Here is a 21,103-nt window from a genome sequence, read left to right on the forward strand (position 1 = left end):
GCGATACACGCATAACCACTATGCACATAAGGTAAGAAAATGAAAAACCAGTTCGACATTATAGTAGTAGGTGCAGGCCACGCAGGTATCGAGGCAGCTTTATCTTCGGCTAGATTGGGTGCAAATACTCTGGTGGTGACTACAAACCTGGAGCGTATTGGTTTTATGAGCTGTAACCCGGCTATTGGTGGACTTGCAAAAGGGCACATGGTGCGAGAAATTGATGCTCTCGGCGGCGAGATGGGTGTTGCTACAGACGAATCATGCATCCAATTTAAGAGATTAAATGCTACAAAAGGACCCGCTGTTCGGGGATCCAGAGCTCAGTGTGACAAAGATCTTTATGTTTCACACATGATCGAAACCTTCAAAAATCAAAAAAATCTTTCTCTACTTCAAGGCGAAGCAAAATCCTTAATTCTTTCAGGATCAAAATGTTTGGGAATTAAAATTCAAGATGGATCAGAAATCTTCGCGAAAAAAGTAATCATCACGACGGGCACATTTATGAATGCCGTTATGCATGTGGGATTGGAACAACAAGCCGGCGGAAGAGTGGGCGACAATGCAACCGTTGGACTCTCTGATCAGCTCAAAAGTTTTGGATTCAATGTTTTCAGATTAAAAACAGGAACCCCCCCGAGGCTTCTTCGCGATTCAATTGATTTTTCAGTAATGACTCCGCAACCAGGGGATCAAAAATTCTATCCATTCAGCTTTAAAAGCGGAAAAAACTACAAACTTCCGCAAGTGGATTGCCATCTTTCGCACACAACAGAGCTTACTCACGAAATCATTCGAAAAAATCTCGACAAATCTCCCATATATTGTGGAATGATTGAGGGCACTGGACCTAGGTACTGTCCAAGCATTGAAGACAAGGTTACACGATTTGCAGAAAAAATTCGTCATCAAACCTTCTTAGAGCCAGAAGGTCTTTCGACAGATCATATTTATCTTCAGGGAATTTCTACAAGTTTACCGGCGGATATTCAGGACCAATTTATTAGAACTATCAAGGGACTCGAAAACGTGAAATTTGCTCGCTACGGTTATGCGGTAGAATATGATTTCATCGAGCCTACACAAATTCGTGCAACTTTAGAAACTCGCGCAATCGAAAATCTTTATCTTGCTGGACAAATTAACGGTACTAGTGGATACGAAGAAGCAGCTGCTCAAGGTTTTATGGCCGGAGTAAATGCAGCCCAAAGTCTCCAAGACAAAGATCCAGTTATTTTAAGACGTGACCAAGCTTACATTGGCGTGCTGATTGATGATCTAGTTACAAAAGGTACAAAAGAACCTTACCGCATGTTCACATCAAGAGCTGAACACAGGCTGGTGCTTCGCGAGGACAACACACTTGATCGCCTCCTCGACCTTGGTAGAGACATTGGCTTGATCACCTCAGAAGATTTTGATCGCGTATCTTTAATCCGTGAAAAAAGAAATGCTCAAAAAAACTATCTTCGCTCTACTACGATTTATCCAAACAAGGAGACCAATGAAAAATTGGTTGCTATGGGAACTCAAGAAATCTTAAAACCAACAACTCTCGATACATTATTACGCAGAGCAGAAATATCAACAGAGAAAATTGGAACGATGGGCCATAATTTAAATATGGATCCTGAAATTTTAGAACCTGTTGAAATTGAAATTAAATATGAAGGTTATATCAAAAGACAAAAAGAGCTTATTGAGCAGTCATCTCGTTTGGAAACTTATAAATTAGATGAGAGCATGGATTACTCTAAGGTCAGAGGACTTTCGGCCGAGGAAATGGAAAAGCTTCTAAAAGTAAAGCCTCTAACTATTGGGCAGGCACAAAGAATCAGCGGGGTTAATCCATCTGCTATTCAGGCAATTTTAATTCATATCAAAGGTCGTAAAAAAATTCATCAACTAGAGACGCACAATTAGGAGGGCACCATGGACACACAATGGAGAATCAGAGATCACTTTCCAAACTTAACAGATGATTTGTTAAGTACTCTTAGACTTTTTCATGTAGAGCTCATGAGATTTAACCAAACATTAAGTTTAATTTCTACATTTACTGAAAAGAACGCAGACCTTCTTCATTTTTATGACATCATCAAGGCTAGCGAGTTTATTATAAAAGATAATCCTACTATAAAAGAAGTTTATAACTATAGTTCAGGAAATGGACTCACGGGTATTATCTTTGGAATTCTTAACCCTCAAATAAAGATAAACATAGTGGTTGAAGATCAGAGAAAATTAGAATTTGTGAAACATATTATTGCGAGGGCCCAGCTAGCGAATGTTCATATTTTGAATCTTAAGCCAGATAATCTTTCAATTGCAGGACCGTCAGTCAATATTACGAGAGATTTCTCTAATCTTGCTAGAACACTGCTTTTAGGGAACAAGATTCTTGCCGCCGGAAGCATGATTTATTCTTTGAAAGGCGCAGATTGGTTCAAGGAATTAACAGCGCTGCCGTCGCAAATAAGTTCCACGTGGAACAATGAGATGGCTTTTGAATATGAACTTCCTGAGGCTTTGGGACCTAGAGTAGTTATAAAATCAGTAAAAATAGCTTAGTGTTTTCCGCCACCCTCTTTTTTCTCTTCTTTTTTAGGAATTTTCTTACTTGCGATACCTCGTGACCATTGTTTTGGTGCGAATGAAACTTTTTTCTGCGCTTCGTATTTCTCTTTTACGCCAGCGGGAGGCCACTCTTTGCCTTTTCCTGCTTTATAATATTCCAAATATTGTTTTCGTGCGTAGATCTGGCGACTTTCCGCAGAAATACTGTGGTATGACATCATTTGCTCGAGTTTTGATATTTCACTCTTAGTTCTATAGATATCTTCTCTTGTCATTTTTTTTTGATAGTCACTATCTGGAAGCTCTAAATATGTTTCTTGAAGACCTTCTAGCTCTTTTACTTTTGCATCTATTTCTTTTTTTACCTTTGCCTCTTCGCTTTTCATGTCTTGATAAACAGGATCTTTTAATTCAGGAGCGCCCTCAGGTTTATCGCAACCCGCTAAAAATAAAAATATAATCAACGTCGAGTAAAAATTTCTTGTTCTCATAGGCTATTCTTCGGTAAAACTATGGGAGAACTAAAATGTTCCACGTGGAACATTTTGAATACTCAATATGAGTATCATCATAAGACGCGATGAATATCCATAGAGAGCATACAGCAAGAAAGACATCATAGATGTATACAACAAAAATGTTGTTACGCCCGAGAAAGGACTCAAAATGGCAAAAGTCATATGCATAGCAAACCAAAAAGGTGGAGTTGGTAAAACCACTACATCAGTCAACCTCTCAGCAGCCCTAGCAGAAATCGGAAGAAGAGTTTTGTTAGTGGATTTAGACCCTCAAGGGAACGCTTCTAGTGGCTTAGGTGTTAAAAGGCATGAGAACGCTGACAGAAACGTCTATCACGTGCTAATTGGCGAAAAAAAAGTAGTGGATGTTAGACAAAAGACGAGTGTTCAAAATTTGGATATCATCGTAGCAAACAATGATTTGGTAGGAGCAGAGATTGAACTTGTTGACGCAGAGGGTCGTGAATTCAGATTAAAGCAAGCCCTAAGTCTAGTCCAAGAAGAGTACGACTATATATTGATAGATTGCCCACCTTCTCTTGGCCTTTTAACGCTGAACGCGCTCGCAGCAAGTAATAGTTTCTTGGTTCCACTTCAATGCGAGTACTACGCTCTCGAAGGCCTCAGCCAATTATTAAATACAGCGGGCTTAGTAAAAAAGAGAATTAATCCTAATTTAAAAATCGAAGGAATTGTTTTAACAATGTTTGATACAAGAAATAATTTGAGTCATCAGGTTGTGTCTGAAATTCAAACTCACTTCGGCGATAAAGTTTTTAAATCTATTATTCCTAGAAATGTAAGATTAAGCGAAGCCCCTTCACACGGAAGATCAATTATTCATTACGACAACAAATCAGTCGGCGCTCTTAAATATATAGAGCTTGCTCAGGAACTAGATAGCCAAGTGTACGGAAGATCAGAATTAAAAGCAGATGCTCCAGCGCCACAAATTACCGAAGAACAATTACACGAAGCTCAGCTAAACAATCCTATTACAAATGACATAACTAGAAATGATTCGGGGGAAGCAAATGTCTAATCTAGAAAAAAACAATCAATCAAAAGGCCTAGGAAGAGGACTTGGAAGTTTATTTGGATCAGAGCTTTCTCAAGACGATGCAAAAAGTGTTTTGTCAAATCTATCAGAGGAGAAAAAGGCAGAGACCTTTGTTGTTGAAGCTCCCGCGCACGCTCCGGTAGTTGTGGCTCCAGCAGCGCAAATTTCTGATGAAGATAGAATTTGGCAAATTCCAGTCGAGAAATTGAAAATTAATAATTTCCAACCGAGAAAGCATTTCGACAAAGAAAAAATTACTGAACTTTCTTTATCAATTAAAGAACAAGGTATTTTGCAACCCATCGTAGCCCGCAGATCTATCAAAGGTGACTTTGAAATTATCGCAGGGGAAAGAAGATGGAGAGCTGCTCAGGCAGCAGGGCTTTTAGAAGTCCCAGTTATACTAAAAGACATTGATGACCAAAAATCATTAGAACTCGCATTGATTGAAAACATTCAAAGAGAAAATTTAAACGCGATCGAAGAAGCGGAAGCTTACGAACAATTGGCTCGTGAATTTAGCCTTACTCAACAACAAATCTCTGAAAAAGTTGGAAAAGAAAGAGCAACGGTTGCGAACTCTTTAAGACTTTTAACTTTGGTTCCAGAAGTGAGAAACATGATTATCACAGGTGAAATCACGGCTGGTCACGCCAAGGCTCTTCTTGCGATTACAGATCCAGCGGCGCAAAAAGCAGTTGCTAAAAAGATTGCTTCTGAAAAGTTAACAGTTAGAGCTGCGGAAAAACTAATCAGATCGGCAAACAAAACAAAAGAAGCTCAATCTAAGGATGAAACAACCGAGAGCCTAATTTCCCTGATGGCCGAGGACATTCAAAAAATCCTAGGTACAAAGGTTAAAATCGACTACACTGATGGTGCTGGTAAAATCTCTATCTTTTTCTATTCAGATGCAGAATTTAACCAAATTACTGATAAACTAAAGCGCGGATAAAATCCGGTAGGTACTTGTGGAAACGTCTTTAGAACGAGCAAATAATTCTTTAGAGCCGAAAGCGTTCGAACACGTGACGGCCCTCATTGATCAGGGAGCTTCATTTGAAGGTCAGCTGACTTTTGAGGGAACTGTAAGAATTGGCGGCAGATTCAAGGGCGAAATCTTTACTAAAGATACACTCATTATTGATGCAGGCGCAGAAGTTGAAGCCCAAATTGAAGCCGATCTTGTAATTATCAGTGGAACAGTAAAAGGGAATATCTTTGCCAGACGTAGAGTACAGATGTTTCCCCCTGCAATTTTCAAAGGCACAGTGACAACGCCGAGTTTAAAAATCGAAGAAGGCGTTGTGTTTGAAGGCGCAACGCATATGCCCAAATCCTAACTGAAACCCTGCCCATATAACTCCAAATCCTTGCCATCTATTTTCTAGGATGTTACTTAGTCTGACGACCCCCTCTCTATATATAGTATATTAAGGATTTGCCTTAAGGAATTTTCATGGAAATGCTAACAAAACTAGGTATTGATCATACTTTTTACTACCAACTCGTCATTTTCTGTATTGCGTACATCGCACTCACGCGTCTTTTATTTAAACCTTACATGAAGGCTTATCACAAGAGATTAGAGGTTACTTTCGGCAACCAAGAGGTTGCAGAAAAACTAAACGCCCAATCTCAAGAGCTTCATATCCAATACGAAAACAAAGCTAAAGAAGTGAATTCGAAAGTTCAATCGTATTACGAACAGGCTCACAAAGAAGCACAGGCTGTTCAGGCAACAACAATTGAAAAAGCAAGAAAAGAAGCCGAAGCTCTTGTTCAGAAAACAAGATTGGAAACGCAAGCAGAGGCAGACAGAGCAAGAACAGAAATAAAAAAATTAGTTCCTGAGCTCAGCCAAGACATTCAAAGAAAAGTATTAAGCAGGGAAGTTTAGAAATGAAGTTAATCCTATCAGTATTCATCGTTCTAAGTTCAGCAGTGGCACAAGCGGCATCAGGCGGAGATCATGGTGAAATTCCATTTGTAGTAGTTTATCAGGCTATAAACGTAACTTTGTTAGTGGCTCTGCTCTATGGTTTGACTCGTAAAAAAGTAAGAGTTTATTTTACATCAAGATTGGAAACTCACGAACAAGCTAAAAAATCTGCACAAAAAGCTTTTGCAGATGCTCAGGAAAGACACGCAGAGGTTACAAAAAAACTTCAAAGCCTACACGCTGACGAAAAATCCACTATGGAAAAAGCACAAGCAGAAGCGATGCTTTTAAAATCAAAATTAATTCAAGAAGCAGAGTCTCTAGCGACAAATATTGTCACAGATGCAAAGAAAACAGCAAGCTATGAGTTCGAAAAAGCAAAACAAGATCTTCGCAAAGAAGCTTTTGATTTAGCCCTGAAACTTGCTAGAGCGGACATCGAAAAAAATCTGAACGAAAAAGATCAAAAAAATCTTCAAAGACAATTCGTGGACAACATCGGGACGGTACAATAATGAAAGCAAACTCTGAAGTAGCAAAGAGATATGCAAAGGCTTTGTTTGAGGCCATCGGTGGAACAAAGACCGAACAGGCTCTTAAAGATTTAAGACAGGCACAAAGTATTTTGAGTGAGCCAAAACTCAACGATCTTTTGTCTTCACCAGTATTATCTAGAAAAGAAAAAGTATTGGTAGTTGAGCAATCTATTGTCTCAATGAATTTAGGTAACGAAGTTCAAAATCTTCTAAAGCTTTTGGCTACAAAAGATAGAATTGAAGCCTTGGACTCAGTGGTTTCAAGTTTTGAAACTATCAGCGATGAAAAAAATAATGTTTTAAGAGGCGTGGTTTCTTCATCTGATAAGCTATCAAAAGAAGATAAAGAGGAAATAGAAAGCGCAATTTCTAAGTTCACAGGAAGCCAGCTCCTTTTGGAATACAAAGAAGACCCAGGATTAGTGGGCGGAGTTTTAGCACAAGTAGGCAGCTACACTTTTGATGGAACACTAGAAACACAGTTAACGAAATTAAAAGAACAAGTAAACAGAGCAAATTAATTAAGAATTAAAAATGGTTACCAAGAACAAGGTTCTTGGTGCAACAGGAGTAGATCTAAATGGAAATTCGCGCAGACGAAATCACAAGAGTCTTAAAAGACCAGATTAAAAATTATAACAAAACCCTCGACGTTAATGAAACAGGAAGCGTTCTTTCTGTGGGTGACGGTGTGGCGAGAATTTACGGTTTAGATAACGTAATGTCAGGCGAGCTCGTTGAGTTCCCAGGCGACATTTTCGGTATGGCTCTAAACTTAGAAAACAACTCTGTTGGTGCCGTAATTTTTGGCGATGATTACAACATCAAAGAAGGCGACGTAGTTAAGAGAACAAAAAGAATCGTGGAAGTTCCAGTTGGTGAAGGATTACTTGGAAGAGTAGTTGACGCCCTTGGAAATCCAATTGATGGAAAAGGTCCAATCAAATCTACTGAATCTAGAGTTGTGGACGTAAAAGCTCCAGGTATCGTAAAAAGATCTCCAGTGAACGAACCGCTTCAAACGGGAATCAAAGCTATCGATTCAATGATTCCAATCGGAAGAGGCCAACGTGAATTGATCATTGGCGACCGACAAACGGGCAAAACAACAATCGCGATCGACACGATCATCAATCAAAAAGGTAAAGACGTAAAATGTTTCTACGTTGCGATTGGACAAAAACAATCTACAGTTTCTCTGGTTGTTGAAAAATTAAAAGCTGCGGGCGCATTAGACTACACAACAATTATTGTAGCTTCAGCTTCTAACCCTGCCCCGCTTCAGTACTTATCTGCATACTCAGGGTGTGCGATGGCTGAATACTTCAGAGACAACGGACAACACGCTCTGATTATTTATGACGATTTAACTAAACAAGCTCAAGCTTACAGACAGTTGTCTCTATTATTAAGAAGACCTCCAGGTCGTGAAGCTTATCCTGGAGACGTATTCTATCTACACAGCCGTTTGCTAGAAAGAGCAGCTAAGCTTTCTAAAGAAGAAGGTGGCGGATCACTTACAGCTCTTCCAATTATTGAAACTCAAGCGGGTGACGTATCTGCTTATATTCCTACAAACGTAATTTCTATTACTGACGGACAAATCTTCTTAGAAGGTTCTTTATTCCATAAAGGTGTGAAGCCGGCGATCAATGTGGGTATTTCAGTATCTAGAGTTGGCGGTAACGCTCAAATTAAAGCAATGAAACAAGTTGCTGGTACTTTGAGAGTTGAGCTTGCTCAGTTCAGAGAATTGGAAGCTTTCGCGATGTTCGGTTCTGACTTGGATAAAACCACTCAAGCTCAGTTAACTAGAGGACAAAGATTGGTTGAAATTTTAAAACAAAATCAATACACACCGGTTGAAGTTGAAAACCAAACTATCATTATTTTCGCAGGAACAGGCGGTCACCTTGACGATATTCCAGTGAAAGAAGTGAAAAGATTTGAAAAAGAATATTTCCTATTCTTAAACCAGAAATATTATGAAGTGATCAAAACTGTTAGAGATGAAAAAATGCTTTCTGATAAAACAAAAGAAACATTGGTAGCATCACTAAAAGAATTTAAATCAATGTTTAAGGCGTAGGATTTTTCGCGGGATTTTCTAAAGGTTAAGGAAACTTTAAATGGCAAACTTACAGGACATTAGGTCCAAAATTAACAGCACGAAGAAGACTCAGCAGACGACAAAGGCCGTGAAAATGGTGTCTGCAGCAAAGCTTCGTAGAGCTCAAGAGCGCATTGTGAATGCTAGGCCTTACGCTTATCGCATTCGCGATGTGATCAACAAGCTTTCAAAATCAAACACTCTAGAACACCCGCTTTTAGGACACCCTGAAGAGCACGGGAAAGTTTTATTAGTAGTTATCACTTCGGATAGAGGGCTTTGCGGAGCTTTCAACGGAAGCATCAATAAGTACGCTAGACAATTTTACGAAAGAGAATTAGCAAATCATTCAAAAATTGATTTCTTGTTCATTGGTAAAAAAGGTTTTGATTACTTTAAGAAATACAACGTGAACTCAGTTGAAGTGATTTTGAATCTTGCAAACGACATCAGCTATAAAATGGCGGCGGAAGTTTCTGAAAAACTTCTTCAGTATTATATGCAAGGTGAATACACAGAAATTCGTTTGATCTACAACCAATTCCAATCGGCAATTAGCCAAGTTGTGACAGACGAAGTTCTTGTGCCTATCAGACACGAAGAAACTCCAGAGAACGATAATCTAGATTTCATCTTTGAACCACCAGCAGTAGAAATTTTGGATCTTTTATTAACGAAACACTTTGCGGTGCAAGTTTTTAAGAGCTTACAAGAAAGCGTAGCTTCAGAGCACGGGTCACGTATGTCAGCGATGGAAAACGCGACTAGAAACGCTGGCGAAATGATTAAACAAATGACTTTAAAATATAATAAAATTAGACAGGCCGCGATCACGACAGAATTGATCGAGATTACAAGTGGCGCAGAAGCATTGAAAGGGTAAAGCAATGAGCATCGAAAACGGACACATTAAACAAGTACTAGGCGCGGTTGTAGACGTAGAATTTCCAGGCGGAAAACTTCCTCCGATCTACCAAGCTTTGAAAGTAACAAACAAAGGTATCTCTGAAGAACAGTGGAATCTAACTTTGGAAGTTTCTCAGCACTTAGGCGATAACACTGTTAGAGCCATTGCGATGGATGCAACTGAAGGCTTGGTTCGCGGTGAAAAAGTAAAAGATACGGGCGCAACGATCACGGCTCCAGTAGGAAGCGGAGTTCTTGGAAGAATCATTAACGTGACAGGCGACGCCATTGACGACGCAGGTCCATTAGAATCTAAAGAAAGATGGTCAATCCACAGAGCTGCTCCAAAATTTGAAGATCAATCAACATCAGCAGAAATGCTAATGACTGGAATCAAAGTTGTAGACTTACTTTGCCCTTACGCAAAAGGTGGAAAGATTGGTCTCTTCGGTGGTGCCGGCGTTGGTAAAACTGTATTGATTCAAGAATTAATTCGTAACATCGCTACTGAGCACGGTGGATACTCTGTATTCGCAGGCGTTGGTGAGAGAACAAGAGAAGGAAACGATCTTTGGGCGGAAATGAAAGAATCAGGAGTTATCGCAAAGACAGCTCTTTGTTTCGGTCAAATGAACGAACCACCTGGAGCGAGAGCAAGAGTTGCCTTAACTGGATTAACAATTGCTGAATACTTCCGTGACAGAGAAAACCAAGACGTTCTTTTCTTTATCGATAACATTTTCAGATTTACTCAAGCGGGTGCCGAAGTGTCTGCCCTACTTGGCCGTATTCCTTCAGCGGTGGGTTACCAACCAACTCTTGCTACTGAGATGGGTAACCTTCAAGAAAGAATTACTTCGACTAAGAAAGGTTCAATCACATCTGTTCAAGCGGTATATGTACCTGCCGATGACTATACGGATCCAGCTCCAGCAACTACGTTCACGCATTTGGATGCGACAACAAACTTGTCTCGTCAAATTGCTGCTCTTGGTATTTACCCTGCGGTTGATCCTCTCGATTCAACATCTAGAATTTTAAGCCCAGAAGTAGTTGGAACTGAACATTACGAGACGGCTCGTAACCTTCAAGCTCTTCTACAAAGATACAAAGAATTACAAGACATCATCGCGATCTTAGGTATGGATGAATTATCAGAAGACGATAAATTGGTTGTTGCTAGAGCAAGAAAAGCACAAAGATTCTTGTCACAACCATTCTTCGTTGCCGAACAGTTCACAGGTTTGACTGGTGCATACGTTGATATCAAAGATACAGTAAAAGGCTTTAAAGAAATTATGGAAGGACGTCATGACGATCTTCCAGAACAAGCTTTCTACCTTGTTGGAACTATTGAGAACGCAATCGAAAAAGCTAAAAAATTAAAGGCGTAAGAAAAGGTTCGGTATTATGTTGAAACTGACAGTAGTTACTCCAGAAAAAAAATTAGTTACAGACGTGGAGGTCGACGACCTTCTCGTTCCAGGAAATCGTGGAGAGCTTAACATTTTAACGGGTCATGCTCCTTTGATGACAACGCTTTCAACAGGCGTTGTTCAGTTCAAAAGAAAAGGTTCGAATGTGGTCGAAAGAATCGCGGTCAGCTGGGGTTACTGTGAAGTTGCAAACGATGTGGTGAACATCCTTGCCGAAACAGCAGAAACTCCGATCGAAATCGATCTTTCAAGAGCAGAAAACTCTTTCAAAAACTCAGAGAAAGCACTATCTGGTGACGTCGGCGGCGATGAGCTTGAGAAGTATAGGCTGAAAAGAGAAAGAGCACTGGTTCGTATCTCGGTTGCTCGAATCAATCATTAATCCGTGAAATTAAAATCGAAGTTAACCAAAATTGCGTGGCCTGAAAACAAAGAGTTCAATTACAAACTCTCGGGTCTCGGCGGTTCTGGTGAGCTAAGTCTTACGTTTGGCGTAATCGCTGATCAATATTCTGTTCACGTCAAGTGCACCGCAAAAGTTTCTATCTTGGCCTCGTTTCATTTTGAAGGCTTATCTGTTTGGGAAAAAACAGACGAAGGATTTGATTTTCTGACTTATGAAGAAAAAGATTTCTCAAAGAACATTCATAAAAAATGGGAAATGCTTGCGGACGGTTTGAACTACATTGAAAACAAAAAAGGCTTAGTTCTAGAGAGAGAAGTTCAGTATTTTAATACTCCAGAAAATATTTCTACGATTTTTGATCCGATCAGCGCTGCGACGGTAGCACTTATTGAGAATCCAAATCGCGACGTAAATATTTTTGGTAAGCAAAGAATCCTTCAGTTGAAAACACAAAAACAAGGCAATGAACTTAAAATTGAAACACTTGAGGGTCTAAATCCGACATGGATGAAGATTCTTTCTGGCTCCCAGATCATCTTGAGTGATGAGAATATCATTCAGGAAACAGAGGTCCCTTCGCCAATTCAAATTGGAAAGCTGAAGATGAAGTTTTCAGAAGAGAAGTCAGTGAATGAACAATCTATCGCATCAAAAATCACTGAATTCAGAAAAGAAAACTAAAATTCAACAAGAGACATAAATATGTGCTCAGTTTTTAGCTCCGAGGAGCGTCATATCGTTTACACTATTTTTTTAGAGAGTTAGAAAAGCTATCACAAAACACAAAAAGTGTTTAAAGGGGATATAATGAAAAATTTAGTTTTATTGTTTGTATTTGGTATTTCTACATCGGTATTTGCGTCGCAAAAAAGTGGTCTACTTGTAGAGGGTACGGTGTACACTTCTTCGACTCAAGGCTGTAACCTTACAGTCTCTGCTGCGCTCGAAGAGTTTGCTGGCGGGCCTTTCGCAGTGATTCGTTGGGAGGGTGAGGAATGTGTAAATACAGAAATGGATGCTTTAACAAGTCCTTACAAAGGATATGGAGGGTTATACCAGCACCACCTTACGGAAGAGTCTTCTGCTGGAGAAATTGTATCCAGCGTTGTAACAGTAGTAAATGTCTTGAATGAAAATCAATTGTTAGTATCAAAAACAATATTGGCTCCGCAGGAAGACGGAAAAACATTAAAAGAAGTAAAAAGCAAAGTTGAAATTTTTAATAAGAAAAATTAAAAACTAATGGCCGCTTTCAGCGGCCATTGCTCATTGCTCAGGAATTACTTTTGATGAAGAGAGTCCGCGCTCAAGAGCCGCCCCCATCGTTGAATAGCTATCCAGATAAGATCCTAAGTAGCTTCCTACATCAGCGTGCTTCATTGATAATTGGAGTACATCCAAGAAATCTATTTCGTTTTTAATTGAGCCCAAATATCTGGAGTTAAGAATAATTGAGCGTCTTTTTAGCTGGGCAGGCAATGCGTTGGCCACCAAGGTGCTGAATGGACCCGAAACGTTCACGATCACGAGCGAGGATTTATTTAGAGAACCTGCATGGTTTTTGATGGTGAAGTCTTTAGTGAGCGGTAGAAAATTGGATTTATGACGGTAGGAAGACTTAAATTTTCTATAAAATTCATAATCCGCTGAAACTACGGTGACGTGATTGAGATCTAAAGAATCTTTCTTATCTCCAAGCCTATGAAGTTCTTGGTTCATGATTTTTTCAAAAATATTATCTACAGGCTCTTTTAGAGTATTGTCTCTAAGTTTGGCGATAATGACTTTTGGATTTGGTTTTACTAAAGGCTTATTCAAATTCATCGATAGTTTAAGATTCAAAATCTTTTTGAGTGAAGAATTGAGTCTTTCCTCAGAGATTTCCCCGCTCTTGTAGGCTCTTAGTAAACCCGCGTAAGCTTTTCTCTGCGAAGATTTATTCCAGGCAACCATAAGCACATCATTTCCTGCCAGGAATGCTTGCACGGCACGCTCCTCAGGAGTTCTGTAGAATTTTGCTCCGGCCATCTCTACATCGTCTGTCATAATCAAACCAGAGAACTTAATATTATTTTTAAGAATATTAATTATTGGCGCAGAGAAAGTTGCAGGCTTGAGGCTTGGGTCAAGTTCGGGGTAAACTAAATGGGTCATCATAACTGCAGAGATGGATTTTTCTTTAGAAAGTTCTTCGTAGGGCTTTATGTATTTAGAAAAAAATTCCTGTTTGGTAACGTTGTTGTGTACAACACTTTTATGAGAATCTTCCTTCATATGTCCTAAGCCCGGAAAATGCTTTGCGGTTGAAACAACTCCGGAAGATTGAACGCCTCTTGCAAATTCATTAGAAATTTTAGCCACATCAATAGGATTATCCCCAAAAGATCTTGTTTGGATAAAAGATATTTTTTCAGGGTCAGACAAATCCAAAACGGGAGCAAGATTCATGTGAATTCCAAGAACACTTAAAACTTCTCCAATATATTTGCCAATGTTGAATGTACTTTCTAGATCAAAGCTCCGGCCCAGAGCCATGGCTGTAGGAAGAGAAGGCTTTGTGGGAATTCTAACCACGTCACCGCCTTCTTGATCCACGGCCACGAGCATTTGCATTGAAGATGTCTTTCGAGATTGAGTTTGTACATTGTAAATTAAACTTGCGGTTTGGAGTGGTGTAATGATGTTTTTTCTAAATAGAATTAAAAACCCGGGCTTTATGTTTTGAATTCTTTTTTGTAAATTTGGAGTCATTTGTGATTCGAGAATTCCTATCATCATCAATTGACCAATTTTTTGCTCGGCAGTCATTCTTGCGATTAGTTCACCAACATCAATTCGGGGCTCAATGGATTCTTCTTCTATGGTAACATCAGATTGGTCGTTGGTCTTGGTATCTAGTGAAAGGGCTGGTGTGGGCGTTGTCGTAAGGAACAACACCAGGTTAATGGCCAGCGATAGGAGAAAGACATAACTAACTTTCATCTATAATTACATCTTAATGTTCATTTTCTATTCTTATATAAAAAAAGTTATCTATAATAGAAAAATGCACCAAGGTCTGACAGCTAAGATTTTAATGAGCACAGTATTGTTATTGGCATTCTACGCCGTCCCGACACAATGTCTGGCTCAACTCAATAACTCTGACGAAATCATAGAAACGATAGAAGACATTCAAATTCAAGACGATAGTGGCTTAAAGAAAAAAGAAGATCATCCCAGTAAGCCTAAGTTTGATGAAGAGTTTGGAAAAAAACAGTCTATCCCTAAAGAAGAAATCGAAGAGCAAGAGGTTGAAGAGCAAAAGGCGGATCGCAAAGAAATCAAAGAAGAGGATAGAAAATCTTACGAAAATGAATTAGAGAAAAATGCTCGCAAAAATAGATTTGAAAGACGCGAAATATCTCCAGAAGATCTAAAGCGCTTCGAAGTCGATGCGCCAGTTCAAGAAGTGCCACCACCAGTAGTTGGATCACCACAAGAACCACAGCCAGCAGAACCAGTGGATCCTGAAGAACAAATAGAGCAAGAAATTACAGACATTCCAGAAGAAAATATCGAGGAAGTGGAAGTAGAATCTGTTTCTACAGAGAGTAAGCCTACGGAGATTACTCCAGAAGAACCTGCGGGGCCCGCGATTTATTATCCTCCAGAAGAAACTGGGCCAACAATTTCTTATCAAAACGAAAAAAAATTAACAGATGAGCAACTTAAAAACCTATCCGAGAAAACAAAAGTGGAAATTGAAGATGATCCCTATGTCGAAGGTACGGTCTCAAAAAAAGTTGGTGATTACTTAAAATCATTTAAAGAAAGACGTCCGCCATGGACATATCAAATTTCTGTCGGAGCAAATCAGTTTGTTCCAATAAATTATGAATCCGATGCCATGGGGACCACAGAATATTTCGAGGATTTTTATAATGATTCAGCAGTTCCTTCGCCGGAAATTTCATTTGAAATAAAAAAGAATTTTTCATGGGCATCAATTGCAATGGGAGTTGTGGCATCGTACTACAGCACCTCTATAACGGACTCAGATTTTACGCTCACGATGCCCTCAGTAGAAGCAACAGTATATCTCGATACATTATTTGATGAACCTTATGTGGTTCCTTATGGAACTCTTGGTTACACATACATGATGTATGATGAAAAAAATAAAGCATTGGATATCGCTTTTAAAGGCGAGACAGACAATGTCTATGCAAGCTTAGGAATTTTGATTCAGCTGGATTGGCTAGATCCAACCTCAGACACCCTTGCCTATACCGATATGGGAATCGAGAATACATTTCTTTATGTTGAAGGCAGAACTTATTTAGATCAGGGATTTATGCGCTCCGAAGAGGACCCTGACTTCTCGACCTCAACCCATGTGGCAGGCGGAATAAAACTGGAATTTTAAATCTAGAATCTATGCGTAAGTTTTTAAACTATTGAGCTCAGAATAAATTTGTGGCCATGAGATTTCTGTCATTTGGACAATCAATCGACTGTCTGGAGTAATTGAATATTTCTTAGGCCTTCCGGTAACAAGCTCAATCATGACGTCAGATTTGATTGGTGTAAAATCAGTGAAGGCTAAAGAAATAGATTTTGCTCCAGCGCTTAAGTCTCTAATTGCAAGATCCTTACAATATTTTTTAAGGAGCATCATTCCCATAAGATTCATAACTTGCTCTGGAACTTTTCCGAATTGATCACTCATATCGGCTTCAAATCGATCCATATCATCAGGAGATTCAATTCGTGAGAGCGCATTGTAGTAGCCCATTCTTACTCGAATATCAGGAATATAGTCGTGTGGAATAAGAGCTGGAATCCGTAGGTTGATTTCTGGTTCCAAATCGTCTTTTTGCGTGTCTTCGCCTCGAGCCTCTTTTAATGCTTGTTCTAGTAGCTCAATATAAAGCTCGTAGCCAACAGAGTTCGCATGACCTGCTTGCTCTTCCCCTAAAATATTTCCAGCGCCACGAAGCTCAAGATCGTGATGAGCGATTCTCAAGCCTGAACCGAGTTCAGTATTTTCTTGAAGAACCTTTAAGCGCTCTTGTGCAATTGGATCAAGCGCACCTGATTTCGGAATAACCAAATAGCAATATGCTCTTTCATTACTTCTGCCTACTCTTCCTCGCAATTGGTAGAGCTGACTTAAACCAAGAGTATCCGCACGATCAATGATGATGGTATTGGCCTTCTGCACGTCCATTCCGGATTCAATGATGGTTGTACTAACGAGAACATCAAACTCTTGTTTGAAGAAAGCGATCATTGTTGTTTCTAATTCATCTTCATCCATTTGCCCATGCGCATATCGCAATCGAACATCAGGAACCAATTCTTGAAGCTTATGAGCAACCTCTGCAATAGATTGAACTCTATTATGTAAGAAATAAACCTGACCTCCGCGCTGAACTTCATTTTCAATAGCTTTCTTAATAACAGAGTCTTCAAATTTACAGATGAATGTTCTAACAGGAAGGCGATCTTGTGGTGCGGTATTGATTAAGCTGAGGTCTCTAATTCCCATTAAACTCATATTAAGAGTTCTTGGAATTGGAGTGGCAGACATGGCAATTGTGTCGACAGCATTTTTAAGCTTCTTGATTTTTTCTTTGTGCGTGACGCCGAACTTATGTTCTTCGTCGACGATTAGGAGTCCAAGATTTTTAAAAACAATGTCTTTACTTAAAACTCGGTGTGTTCCAATAACAATATCAACGCTGCCGGATTTTAATCCCTCAACAACCTCGCGAGCTTTTGCAGTAGGTGTGAATCGGGAGAGCATTTCAATTTTTAATGGCCAACTTTTAAATCTTTTCTTAAATGTTTCGAAATGCTGAAAGCTCAAGATCGTCGTCGGAACTAGAACGGCCACTTGTCGCTGGTCTTGGGCACACTTGAAGGCCGCACGCATTGCAACTTCCGTTTTGCCAAAACCCACATCTCCGCATATTAGGCGATCCATTGGTGTGTCTTTATGCATATCATTGAGAATGGAATCGATAGCTTCTAATTGGTCAGGAGTTTCATCGTAGGCAAAATGACCTTCGAAAGTTTTGTAGTCCACGTCTTCGGTTTTAAATGGAGGGCGTGTAACTTGAGCTCTCTTTGCATAGAGAGCTAAAAGTTCTGAAGCAATATCTTTCAAGTGACTACGAACTTTTATTTTCGTTTTCTTCCATCCACTTCCACCAAGTTTGTCAATGGCCGCGCCGCCAGAGAATTTTCTAATCAAGTTGATTCTGTAAACAGGAAGGTAAAGCTTATCATCACCCTGATATTTGATCTGAATGAATTCACTTTCTACACTGCCGACATTCATGGGTTTTAGCCCCTCATAAACGCCAACGCCAAATTCGGAATGAACAATATAATCGCCGATCTTGAGATCTGAAAGGATGATCGATTTAGAATAGGCAGAAGAATTTTTTTGAGGTCGTGGTTTTCTAATTTCTTTTTTTCCGAAGAAATCTTCTTCTCTCAAAAAAGCCAAACCCTCGTTTTCTAAAATGACACTTTCAGGAAGTGGCCTTGGAATAATATCGATGACGTCAGATCTGGACTCGAGCAAGCTTGAAAAATCAAAAAAATCTTCCGCATGCAAATGGTGTGAAAACTCAAACTTATCCAAAAGAATCTTAACTCTTTCGGCTTGGGATTGGGTGTGTGTCGAAATAATAACTTTTCTTTTATTTTGATGTTGCTCTGAAATTTTCTTTTTTAGTTCTTCAAAAATTTCTTGATTTTCAACTCCACGAATATTGATCATCGAAGATTTGAAATAAACAGTATGCTCTTGGTCACTCTTTTCTTGGTCCGCTTCTAAAAGCTCAATAGAAGAAAGGGAAATATTTGTAGAGCCGGCGGCAGGCTTTAATTTTTCAAATTTCTCATAGATCATCTCGGGAGACGGAGAAATAGATTCCTCTTTGGAGGCCTCGTAATCTGATTTTATATCCGAAATGAATTTATCGTACTGTCTGGTGATTTCTAAAGGATCCAGTTGGTAAAGAGAAATCGCGGAATCAAAATAATCCAGAGGAGAATTAAGATTTTCATAAAAATAAGGAGTTAAAAAATCAATTCCATGAAAAAATCTTTTCATCATCAGGCTTTCATAGATTTGCTCTTTGAATTCCTTAGAGAAGTTTCCAGATTTATATTTTTCGTTCAATTGCTTTAAAACAAGCTCTTGTGTTTTGTCATGAAATAGAGTTTCGCGAACAGGAAGGACCACCAGCTCTGTTGTCTGATCCAGCGTTCTTTGTGTTTCTTGATTAAAGAACCTCATGGATTCGATGTAATCACCAAAAAGCTCAATGCGGATTGGATGTTCATGTGCAGGTGAAAATATATCCACCAAACCACCCTTGATAGAAAACTGTCCCACGTCTTCCACGCGCGGAGAGTTTTGATATCCGAGATCGATCAATTTTTTTAAAAATGCAGGAGAAATCTCGTCGTTTATTTTTAATGTGGTTGTAAATTGATCAACTAATTCCTTGGGCAGCGTTTTTTGAATTAAATATTGAATTGGAGCAATGAAGACTTCGCCTCCAGTCGAATACTGGGCGCGATAGAGCCAATAAATTCTTTGAGCGATGCTACGAAAGTTTGGATAAAGACCAGAATAGGGAGAAACATCGAAACCTTCGAGTGTATGAATTTTTAAATGTGGATTAAAAAACAACAGAGCCTGCTCTAAGTCCTGAGCATGAGCGTCACTGGCAACTACCACCACTTGTGGTTTTTTGTGAAGGTCAATGTAGTCGGGCGAGCCAAGAATACTGGCCAAAGCCACAGTGGATTGAGAGCCCACAATATGCACAGATGAACCCATCGCCTTTGCAAAAGTAGTCTCTAGGTCAGATAAAATATTATGAGGAAATGACTTCATGAGGAGGGCTAGCTTAATCGAATAAGATGCGGAGGGTCAATTGAAACTGAAAATTTCTTGGTGCTGAAAATAAAGATCCATTTTTCTAAATAATTAGAATATTTTAAAGAGTATACACAAGAACCTAAACGGTAAGAGGAAGCAGCCATGTTAGATCAGCTATTGCCGATTATATTTTTATTCATCGTCGTTATCGCTTTTGGTGCGGGGATGATTGCGCTCACGCAACTTGCAGGATTCAAAGCTCCAAAGAACTCTGTTAAAGACATGCCCTATGAGTGTGGAATTCCCGGGCAAGATCCCGGCACCACAAAGATTCCGGTAAAATTTTATCTCACGGCCATCTCATTTATTCTTTTTGATATTGAAGTTGTTTTTCTTTACCCATGGACATTGATTTATATGGAGAACATCAAAGCATTTGGTGGTTACCTTCTTGGGGCTATGGGCATCTTCATGTGCATTCTTATTGTAGGTTTAATTTACGAATTAAAAGCCGGCGCATTGGAATGGGATTAACCTTAGGATAAAGGCAGAGTAAGTCATGGGAAAAGATATTTTAGAAATTACAATCAATCTCGTAAAAGTTGCCGTTATCTTTTTGATGATGGTGCAAATGGTTCCTCTTTTGGTTTGGCTAGAAAGAAGAGGATCTGCTTTTATCCAAAACAGACTGGGTCCAAATAGAGTGGGACCTCTGGGTCTTATGCAACTTCTGGCAGATGCGGTAAAGTTTATCTTTAAAGAACAATTCATTCCGGGAAATGCGGTTAAATTTTTATTCTTGGCCGCACCGGTGATTGCACTTGTTCCCGCGGCGCTGGCATTTGCCGCAATTCCGCTCTCCACGGCGATCAATATCGATGCCTTTCAAGCAATGGGTCAAACATGGGGACCTTACGTTATCAACATGCAATCCGTGAAGATGGAAGTTGGGATTATTTATATCTTGGCGGTTTCCTCTTTGGGGGCCTACGGACTTCTGATCGCAGGATGGGGATCTGGAAATAAATATTCATTGCTTGGAGCCTTAAGAGCGAGTGCGCAGATGATCTCTTATGAGCTTGCACTTGGGCTTTCAATTGTTGGAATTTTAATGATCTATGGAACATTTGATTTGAACAAAATGATCGACATGCAAGCAGGTCCACTTTCTTTCGTATTTATGGGTAAGGAATTTATCGCCCCTTCATTCGTTCCCAACTGGGGAATATTCTTTCAACCTATCGGCGCACTTTTATTTTTCATCGCAGCTTTTGCAGAAAGCAACCGGTTACCATTCGACTTACCTGAATCAGAGGGGGAATTAGTTGCCGGATTCCACACAGAGTATGGTGGATTTAAAATGTTATTATTCTTCATGGGCGAATATGGTCACATGATGGTGTCATCAGGATTGGTCGCAGTATTCTATCTAGGCGGTTATCATATTCCTGGAATAACTCCGCAAATGGTAAACGAATTTTTCACGGCCAATGTTGCAGGCGGAACTGTTGCCAGCGTACTCACCTCGTTAATATTCTTAGGATGTTTCGTTACTAAGGTCGCCATCTTACTTTGGATCTTCATTTGGGTAAGATGGACGCTTCCACGATTTAGATATGACACTTTAATGGATTTAGGCTGGAGAACATTGCTTCCTTGGACACTTGGAAACGCAATTATCACTGCAATTGTTCTGTACTTTGCGAAAAGCTAGGAGAGAT

20 protein-coding genes are annotated in these 21,103 nt (G+C 39.5%); 17 read left to right on the plus strand and 3 right to left on the minus strand.

Annotation, left to right across the window (positions count from 1 at the left end; translation table 11 throughout):
* Positions 1-39 precede the first annotated feature (39 nt).
* Positions 40-1,926 carry a tRNA uridine-5-carboxymethylaminomethyl(34) synthesis enzyme MnmG gene (mnmG, locus tag V4596_04655; GenBank protein ID MES2768416.1) on the plus strand — a complete coding sequence of 629 codons (1,887 nt, stop codon included), beginning with the start codon at positions 40-42 and terminating at the stop codon, positions 1,924-1,926.
* Positions 1,927-1,935: 9 nt separating this feature from the next.
* Positions 1,936-2,574: an RsmG family class I SAM-dependent methyltransferase gene (locus V4596_04660; GenBank protein ID MES2768417.1), complete on the plus strand. Its 639-nt coding sequence runs from the start codon at positions 1,936-1,938 to the stop codon at positions 2,572-2,574.
* On the opposite strand, the gene V4596_04665 is transcribed toward V4596_04660, so the two are convergent.
* Positions 2,571-3,071 carry a hypothetical protein gene (locus V4596_04665; protein MES2768418.1) on the minus strand — a complete coding sequence of 167 codons (501 nt, stop codon included), beginning with the start codon at positions 3,069-3,071 and terminating at the stop codon, positions 2,571-2,573. The genes V4596_04660 and V4596_04665 overlap by 4 nt on opposite strands.
* Positions 3,072-3,246: 175 nt before the next feature.
* Between V4596_04665 and V4596_04670 the strand changes: the two genes are divergently transcribed.
* The 12 genes from V4596_04670 (at position 3,247) to V4596_04725 (ending at position 12,730) form a co-directional block, all read left to right on the plus strand.
* On the plus strand, positions 3,247-4,140 hold the full coding sequence (locus V4596_04670) for an AAA family ATPase (GenBank protein MES2768419.1): 894 nt from the start codon (positions 3,247-3,249) through the stop codon (positions 4,138-4,140).
* Positions 4,133-5,113, plus strand: a complete 981-nt coding sequence (locus tag V4596_04675) for a ParB/RepB/Spo0J family partition protein (GenBank protein MES2768420.1) — start codon at positions 4,133-4,135, stop codon at positions 5,111-5,113. The genes V4596_04670 and V4596_04675 overlap by 8 nt, the downstream gene beginning before the upstream one ends.
* A 16-nt stretch (positions 5,114-5,129) precedes the next feature.
* Positions 5,130-5,501, plus strand: coding sequence for a polymer-forming cytoskeletal protein (locus V4596_04680; GenBank protein ID MES2768421.1), 372 nt, complete (start codon positions 5,130-5,132; stop codon positions 5,499-5,501).
* A gap of 116 nt (positions 5,502-5,617) precedes the next feature.
* Positions 5,618-6,058 carry an ATP synthase F0 subunit B gene (locus V4596_04685; GenBank protein MES2768422.1) on the plus strand — a complete coding sequence of 147 codons (441 nt, stop codon included), beginning with the start codon at positions 5,618-5,620 and terminating at the stop codon, positions 6,056-6,058.
* A 2-nt stretch (positions 6,059-6,060) separates the two neighbouring features.
* Positions 6,061-6,615 (plus strand): ATP synthase F0 subunit B, encoded by a 555-nt coding sequence (locus V4596_04690; protein ID MES2768423.1) that lies wholly within the window; start codon positions 6,061-6,063, stop codon positions 6,613-6,615.
* The gene (atpH, locus tag V4596_04695; GenBank protein ID MES2768424.1) at positions 6,615-7,157 is read left to right on the plus strand and encodes an ATP synthase F1 subunit delta; all 543 of its coding nucleotides are present in this window, start codon (positions 6,615-6,617) and stop codon (positions 7,155-7,157) included. Before V4596_04690 ends, atpH begins: the two co-directional genes overlap by 1 nt.
* Positions 7,158-7,216: 59 nt before the next feature.
* A complete protein-coding gene (atpA, locus tag V4596_04700) occupies positions 7,217-8,725 on the plus strand; it encodes a F0F1 ATP synthase subunit alpha (protein ID MES2768425.1) in 1,509 nt (502 codons plus the stop codon).
* A gap of 40 nt (positions 8,726-8,765) precedes the next feature.
* Complete coding sequence (gene atpG / locus V4596_04705; protein ID MES2768426.1) at positions 8,766-9,629, plus strand: ATP synthase F1 subunit gamma; 864 nt, start codon at positions 8,766-8,768, stop codon at positions 9,627-9,629.
* 4 nt (positions 9,630-9,633) lie between these two features.
* Positions 9,634-11,046, plus strand: a complete 1,413-nt coding sequence (gene atpD, locus V4596_04710; GenBank protein MES2768427.1) for a F0F1 ATP synthase subunit beta — start codon at positions 9,634-9,636, stop codon at positions 11,044-11,046.
* Between the two features lie 16 nt (positions 11,047-11,062).
* A complete protein-coding gene (atpC, locus tag V4596_04715; protein ID MES2768428.1) occupies positions 11,063-11,470 on the plus strand; it encodes an ATP synthase F1 subunit epsilon in 408 nt (135 codons plus the stop codon).
* A gap of 3 nt (positions 11,471-11,473) precedes the next feature.
* Positions 11,474-12,175, plus strand: coding sequence for a hypothetical protein (locus tag V4596_04720; protein ID MES2768429.1), 702 nt, complete (start codon positions 11,474-11,476; stop codon positions 12,173-12,175).
* Between the two features lie 126 nt (positions 12,176-12,301).
* Positions 12,302-12,730 carry a hypothetical protein gene (locus V4596_04725; protein MES2768430.1) on the plus strand — a complete coding sequence of 143 codons (429 nt, stop codon included), beginning with the start codon at positions 12,302-12,304 and terminating at the stop codon, positions 12,728-12,730.
* 30 nt (positions 12,731-12,760) lie between these two features.
* On the opposite strand, the gene V4596_04730 is transcribed toward V4596_04725, so the two are convergent.
* Entirely contained in the window at positions 12,761-14,428 is a 1,668-nt protein-coding gene (locus V4596_04730; protein MES2768431.1) for a glycoside hydrolase family 3 N-terminal domain-containing protein, read from the minus strand.
* Positions 14,429-14,570: 142 nt separating this feature from the next.
* On the opposite strand from V4596_04730, the gene V4596_04735 reads away from it, so the two are divergent.
* Complete coding sequence (locus V4596_04735; protein ID MES2768432.1) at positions 14,571-15,902, plus strand: hypothetical protein; 1,332 nt, start codon at positions 14,571-14,573, stop codon at positions 15,900-15,902.
* A gap of 9 nt (positions 15,903-15,911) precedes the next feature.
* Here V4596_04735 and mfd read toward each other — a convergent pair whose 3' ends face one another.
* The gene (gene mfd / locus V4596_04740; GenBank protein MES2768433.1) at positions 15,912-19,397 is read right to left on the minus strand and encodes a transcription-repair coupling factor; all 3,486 of its coding nucleotides are present in this window, start codon (positions 19,395-19,397) and stop codon (positions 15,912-15,914) included.
* A 147-nt stretch (positions 19,398-19,544) separates the two neighbouring features.
* Between mfd and V4596_04745 the strand changes: the two genes are divergently transcribed.
* Both V4596_04745 and V4596_04750 read left to right on the plus strand, forming a co-directional pair.
* Complete coding sequence (locus V4596_04745; GenBank protein ID MES2768434.1) at positions 19,545-19,916, plus strand: NADH-quinone oxidoreductase subunit A; 372 nt, start codon at positions 19,545-19,547, stop codon at positions 19,914-19,916.
* A gap of 25 nt (positions 19,917-19,941) precedes the next feature.
* Entirely contained in the window at positions 19,942-21,096 is a 1,155-nt protein-coding gene (locus tag V4596_04750; protein ID MES2768435.1) for a complex I subunit 1 family protein, read from the plus strand.
* Positions 21,097-21,103: the final 7 nt, after the last annotated feature.

The sequence above is a fragment of the Bdellovibrionota bacterium genome (assembly GCA_040386775.1).
Classification (GTDB): domain Bacteria; phylum Bdellovibrionota; class Bdellovibrionia; order Bdellovibrionales; family JAEYZS01; genus JAEYZS01.